Below are 4,894 nucleotides of genomic sequence, written 5' to 3' on the forward strand. Positions count from 1 at the left end.
CCCCGCCGCGGGTGCGGGGCGTCGGCTGCGTCGGCTGCGGCACCTCGATGACGACCGCGACTCCGGACGGCTCACGGGCGCCCGTGATCCGGGTGAGCTCCTCGTCGCTGGACTTGATCCGGGTGGTGCGCGGGGCGATGCCCGCGTCCGCCATCAGCCGGGTCATCTCCCGCTTCTCCTCCGGAAGCACCAGCGTGACGACGCTGCCGGACTCCCCGGCGCGGGCGGTGCGTCCGCCGCGGTGGAGGTAGTCCTTGTGGTCGGTCGGCGGGTCCACGTTGACGACCAGGTCCAGGTCGTCGACGTGGATGCCGCGTGCCGCCACGTTCGTCGCGACCAGCGCGGTGACCTGGCCGTTCTTGAACTGGTCCAGGGTCCGGTTGCGCTGCGGCTGGGACCGGCCGCCGTGCAGGGCGGCGGCGCGGACGCCGCTGGCCAGCAGTCGCTTGGCGAAGCGGTCGGCGGCGCGCTTGGTGTCCACGAACATGATCACGCGCCCGTCGCGGGCGGCGATCCTGGTGGCGACGGCCTTCTTGTCCGTCTCGTCCGCCACGTGCAGCACGTGGTGCTCCATGGTGGTGACGGCGCCCGCGGACGGGTCCACGGAGTGCACGACCGGGTCGGTGAGGAACATCTTGACCAGCCGGTCGATGTTCTTGTCGAGGGTCGCGGAGAACAGCATCCGCTGTCCGTCCGGCTCGACCTGCTTGAGCAGGGCGACGACCTGCGGCATGAAGCCCATGTCGGCCATCTGGTCGGCCTCGTCGAGCACCGTGATGCCGACCTCGTCGAGCCGGCAGTCGCCGCGCTCGATGAGGTCCTTCAGCCGGCCCGGTGTGGCGACGAGCACCTCGGCGCCCCGGCGCAGCGAACCGGCCTGGCGGCTGATCGACATACCGCCGACGACGGTGGCGACGCGCAGGTTCACGGACGTCGCGTACGGCGTCAGCGCGTCGGTGACCTGCTGGGCGAGCTCGCGGGTGGGGACGAGGACCATGGCGAGCGGGGCGTGCGGCTGGGCGCGGCGTCCGGCGGTGCGGGCGAGCAGCGCCAGGCCGAAGGCGAGGGTCTTGCCGGAGCCGGTGCGGCCTCGGCCGAGGATGTCGCGGCCGGCCAGCGAGTTCGGCAGGGTGGCGCCCTGGATCGGGAAGGGCTCGGTCATTCCCTGCGCGGCGAGGGTCTTCAGCAGCGCGGCCGGCATGTCCAGCGCGTCGAACGCGTCGACGGCGGGCAGTGCGGGGGTGAGGGTCTCGGGCAGGGCGAATTCGCCGCCCTGGGCGGGTACGGACTTGCGGCGGGGCGCGCCGCGGCCGGCTCCCCGGGGGTTCTGCTGTGACCGGTCGGTGCCGCGGCCCTTGGCGGGGCGGCTGCGGTTCGGTCGGTCCTGGCGTTCGAGACGGGTCATGCGGAATTGCCCTCCTGGGGGATTCCTGGGTTTCTGCCGACTGCTGCGGACTGCTTGATGTGCGCCCCAGGATGCGAGCACGGAGCAGTTGTCCCGGGGTGCGGGGACACCGGGTACGAAGTGAGTCGGAAACAGCACAAACCGGGGCCCGCACCGTGAAGGTGCGAGCCCCGGCTGCGAGGTACGCGTCGTCCGGAGATCAGGCCGGGACGATGTTCTCCGCCTGCGGGCCCTTCTGGCCCTGCGTGACGTCGAAGGAGACCTTCTGGCCCTCCTGGAGCTCACGGAAGCCCGAGGTGGCGATGTTGGAGTAGTGGGCGAAGACGTCGGCGCCGCCGCCGTCCTGCTCGATGAAGCCGAAGCCCTTTTCCGAGTTGAACCACTTCACGGTTCCAGTAGCCATGTCATTCTCCTAAAAGAGGTGCAGTGCCGGAAATCCGCACTTTACGGATTCCAAGTCGCCGCATTGAGCCCCATCCGGAGAAAGCCGGAAAACAATAAAGCGCCTGAAGGAAGTTCCCGTCAGGCGCACATAATGTTCATGGGTACCAAAACTGCAACTCGGCAACCGTAGCACGTTCCGGCCGTCAGCGGTGGATCATGACGCGCCGAGGAACCGGACGGGGGTCCCGGGCCGCCTTCCCGGCCGCTCGGGAGCGACCGGGAAGGGGCTGTGACCTGCGCGGTCCGGGCCGGCCGGGCCCGCACCGGCCCGGGGCGCCGTGTGTCACCCCTCACGGGGCGGCGTGTCGTCCCCCGTCCTGCGCAGGGTGCGCAGCGGCCGGCCGGGACGCCAGACCCGGACGACGATCTCCTCGCCGTCGAGCCCGGTGTGCACCACCTCGTGGGGCTCGGCACGGAAGAGCAGGAAGGGCTCGGGCGGTGAGGTGTCCTCCACGAAGCGGGCCAGTACGGCGGGGTCGGTCACCTCGACCGCCCGGCCGGAGACGCGGACGTCCCCGTCGGCCATCTCCGCGTCGGGCCCGGGATTGGCGTGGAGGGCGAAGCGCGGGTCGCGCCTCAGGTCCAGGGCCTTGCGGGAGCCGGGCATCATGCCGAGCCACAGCTGTCCCCGTCCGAACGCCGCCTCCAGGCCGGTGACCCGGGGCGACCCGTCCTTGCGCAGGGTCGCCAGGACGTGGTGGCGGTACAGCCGGAACCGTTCCCGCACGGTGTCGGCGAAGGCCGGCTGCTCGGTGCGGAAGTCTTCCCACGAACTCGTCGTCATGCGTCCATGGAACCCGGTGATCCGGACATCCTCTGTCGCCTTTTCCCGCGCGTCGTCCGGCGGCTTTTCCCGCGCGTCGTCCGACGGCTCCCTCCGGCAGCGGCGGACCGCGCGCCGTGACGGCCCCGTGGGCGCCCCGGCTGCGCCCCGGTGCCCCGGAGTTCGCTATCTTGAGCGCCGCCGCCCGTGGCGGCCCCTCATGTCCGTCCACGAATGAAGGAGCCGGCCATGGAGGCCGCCGCCACCACGTGCTACCGCCACCCGTCGTACGAGACGTACGTCCGGTGCACGCGCTGCGACCGCTACATCTGCCCGGACTGCATGCGCGAGGCGGCGGTCGGCCACCACTGCGTGGAGTGTGTGGCCGAGGGGCAGCGTTCGGTACGCCGGCCCCGGTCGCTGTTCGGCGGCGCGGTCCCCAGGGACGCGGCCCCGGTCGTGACGTACGCGCTGATGGCGCTGAACATCCTCGCGTACGTCGTCGAGGTGGTCCGCTCCCGGACGGTGGAGCAGTTCGGGATGGTCGGTGCGGTGCTGACCGACCCCGCGGGCGGGCGGTACTACTACGAGGGCGCGACCTACCCCGGGCTGGAGCTGACGGGGGTCGCCGACGGGGAGTGGTACCGGCTGCTGACCGGGGCGTTCCTGCATCTGCCGCCCGACACGTCGTTCGGGGTCATGCACCTGGTGTTCAACATGTTCGCGCTCTGGAACCTGGGCCGGGCCGTGGAGGGCCGGCTCGGCCGGGCCCGTTACCTGGCGCTGTACCTGCTGTCGGCGGTGGGCGGTTCGGTCCTGGTGTACCTCATCTCGCCGGAGACGACGGCGGTCGGCGCCTCCGGTGCGGTCTTCGGCCTCGCCGCCTCCTTCTACGTGATCAACCGGCGGCTGGGCCAGGACATGCGGGCGGTCAACCGCTTCATGGCCGGGTTCCTGCTGTGGATGGTGGTCTCCGCGGCGTTCACCTCGTGGGAGGGCCACCTCGGCGGTCTGCTGACGGGCGGCCTGGTGACGTACGGACTGGCCTACGCCCCGGCGAGGCTGCGCACCTCCGCCGCACAACTGGCGGGCGGGGTGGTCCTGGTCGTGCTGCTGGCGGTGGTGGTGGCCCTGCGGACGGCCGCGCTGACCGGGACGGCCTGACGCGTCCGGACGCGTCGCGGCGCCCGCCGGTCCTTGGTCGGGGACGGGGCGGGCGCCGCGTTCAGTTCCGTACGCCGTTGTACGGGACGTCTGTGTGGCCCGATCAGACCGTCAGGGAACGGTCCGTCGGACGGATCGGGGCCGGCAGCGCGCTGCCGCCGGTGAGGAAGCGGTCCACCCCGCGTGCGGCGGAGCGGCCCTCGGCGATGGCCCAGACGATCAGGGACTGGCCGCGCCCGGCGTCGCCGGCGACGTACACGCCTTCGACGTTGGTCGCGTAGTCCTTGTCACGGGCGATGTTACCGCGTGCGTCGAGTTCCAGTCCGAACTGCTGGACGAGTCCGTTGGCCTGGTCGGTGCCGGTGAAGCCCATGGCGAGGGTGACGAGCTGGGCGGGGACGCGCCGCTCGGTGCCGGGCTTGCGCACCGGCCTGCCGTCCTGGAACTCCACCTCGGCCAGGTGCAGCGCCTGGACGTTGCCGTCCTCGTCGCCCTCGAAGTGGGTGGTGGAGACGGAGTAGAGCCGTTCGCCGCCCTCCTCGTGGGCGGAGGTGACCTTGTAGAGCATCGGGAACGTCGGCCAGGGCTGGTCGGCGTTCCGTTCCGCACCGGGCCGGGGCATGATCTCCAGCTGGGTGACGGAGGCGGCGCCCTGCCGGTGGGCGGTGCCGACGCAGTCGGCGCCGGTGTCGCCGCCGCCGATGACGACGACGTGCTTGCCCTCGGCGCTGATCGGGGAGACCGTCAGGTCGCCCTCCCGCACCTTGTTGGCGAGCGGCAGGTACTCCATCGCGAAGTGCACGCCGTTCAGTTCGCGGCCGGGGACCGGCAGGTCGCGGGAGACGGTGGCGCCGGCGGCGATGACGACCGCGTCGTAGCGGCGGCGCAGCTTCGCGGCGTCGATGTCGCGGCCGATCTCGGTCTCGGTGCGGAACTTGGTGCCCTCCGCGCGCATCTGTTCGATGCGGCGGTTGATGTGCGACTTCTCCATCTTGAACTCGGGGATGCCGTAGCGGAGCAGGCCGCCGATGCGGTCGGCGCGCTCGTAGACGGCGACCGTGTGGCCGGCCCGGGTGAGCTGCTGGGCGGCGGCCAGTCCGGCGGGGCCGGAGCCGATG

At 71.8% G+C, this 4,894-nt stretch carries 5 protein-coding genes; 1 reads left to right on the forward strand and 4 read right to left on the reverse strand.

All coding sequences use genetic code 11. The annotated features are described in order from the left end of the window. From IH13_RS39080 to IH13_RS0131845, 3 genes are all read right to left on the reverse strand, one after another. Positions 1–1,405: DEAD/DEAH box helicase (locus IH13_RS39080; RefSeq protein ID WP_031089850.1), on the reverse strand; the 1,405-nt coding region annotated here is incomplete at its 3' end. 199 nt (positions 1,406–1,604) lie between these two features. Continuing rightward, on the reverse strand, positions 1,605–1,808 hold the full coding sequence (locus IH13_RS0131840; RefSeq protein WP_003969786.1) for a cold-shock protein: 204 nt from the start codon (positions 1,806–1,808) through the stop codon (positions 1,605–1,607). 324 nt (positions 1,809–2,132) lie between these two features. Beyond that, complete coding sequence (locus IH13_RS0131845; RefSeq protein WP_031089852.1) at positions 2,133–2,633, reverse strand: pyridoxamine 5'-phosphate oxidase family protein; 501 nt, start codon at positions 2,631–2,633, stop codon at positions 2,133–2,135. A 228-nt stretch (positions 2,634–2,861) separates the two neighbouring features. On the opposite strand from IH13_RS0131845, the gene IH13_RS0131850 reads away from it, so the two are divergent. After that, positions 2,862–3,776, forward strand: a complete 915-nt coding sequence (locus IH13_RS0131850) for a rhomboid family intramembrane serine protease (RefSeq protein WP_031089854.1) — start codon at positions 2,862–2,864, stop codon at positions 3,774–3,776. Between the two features lie 103 nt (positions 3,777–3,879). On the opposite strand, the gene IH13_RS0131855 is transcribed toward IH13_RS0131850, so the two are convergent. Next, a partial coding sequence (locus IH13_RS0131855) for a glutamate synthase subunit beta (protein WP_031089855.1) occupies positions 3,880–4,894 on the reverse strand: 1,015 nt, incomplete at its 5' end.

Origin of the sequence: Streptomyces sp. NRRL WC-3549, from assembly GCF_000721935.1 — a bacterium.
In the GTDB taxonomy this organism is placed as follows: domain Bacteria; phylum Actinomycetota; class Actinomycetes; order Streptomycetales; family Streptomycetaceae; genus Streptomyces.

Bases quoted from the DNA above. Each gene is read 5' to 3' on its own strand.
- IH13_RS0131850 (WP_031089854.1), top strand. From the start codon at position 2,862: ATGGAGGCCGCCGCCACCACGTGCTACCGCCACCCGTCGTACGAGACG.
- IH13_RS0131840 (WP_003969786.1), bottom strand. From the start codon at position 1,808: ATGGCTACTGGAACCGTGAAGTGGTTCAACTCGGAAAAGGGCTTCGGC.
- IH13_RS0131845 (WP_031089852.1), bottom strand. From the start codon at position 2,633: ATGACGACGAGTTCGTGGGAAGACTTCCGCACCGAGCAGCCGGCCTTC.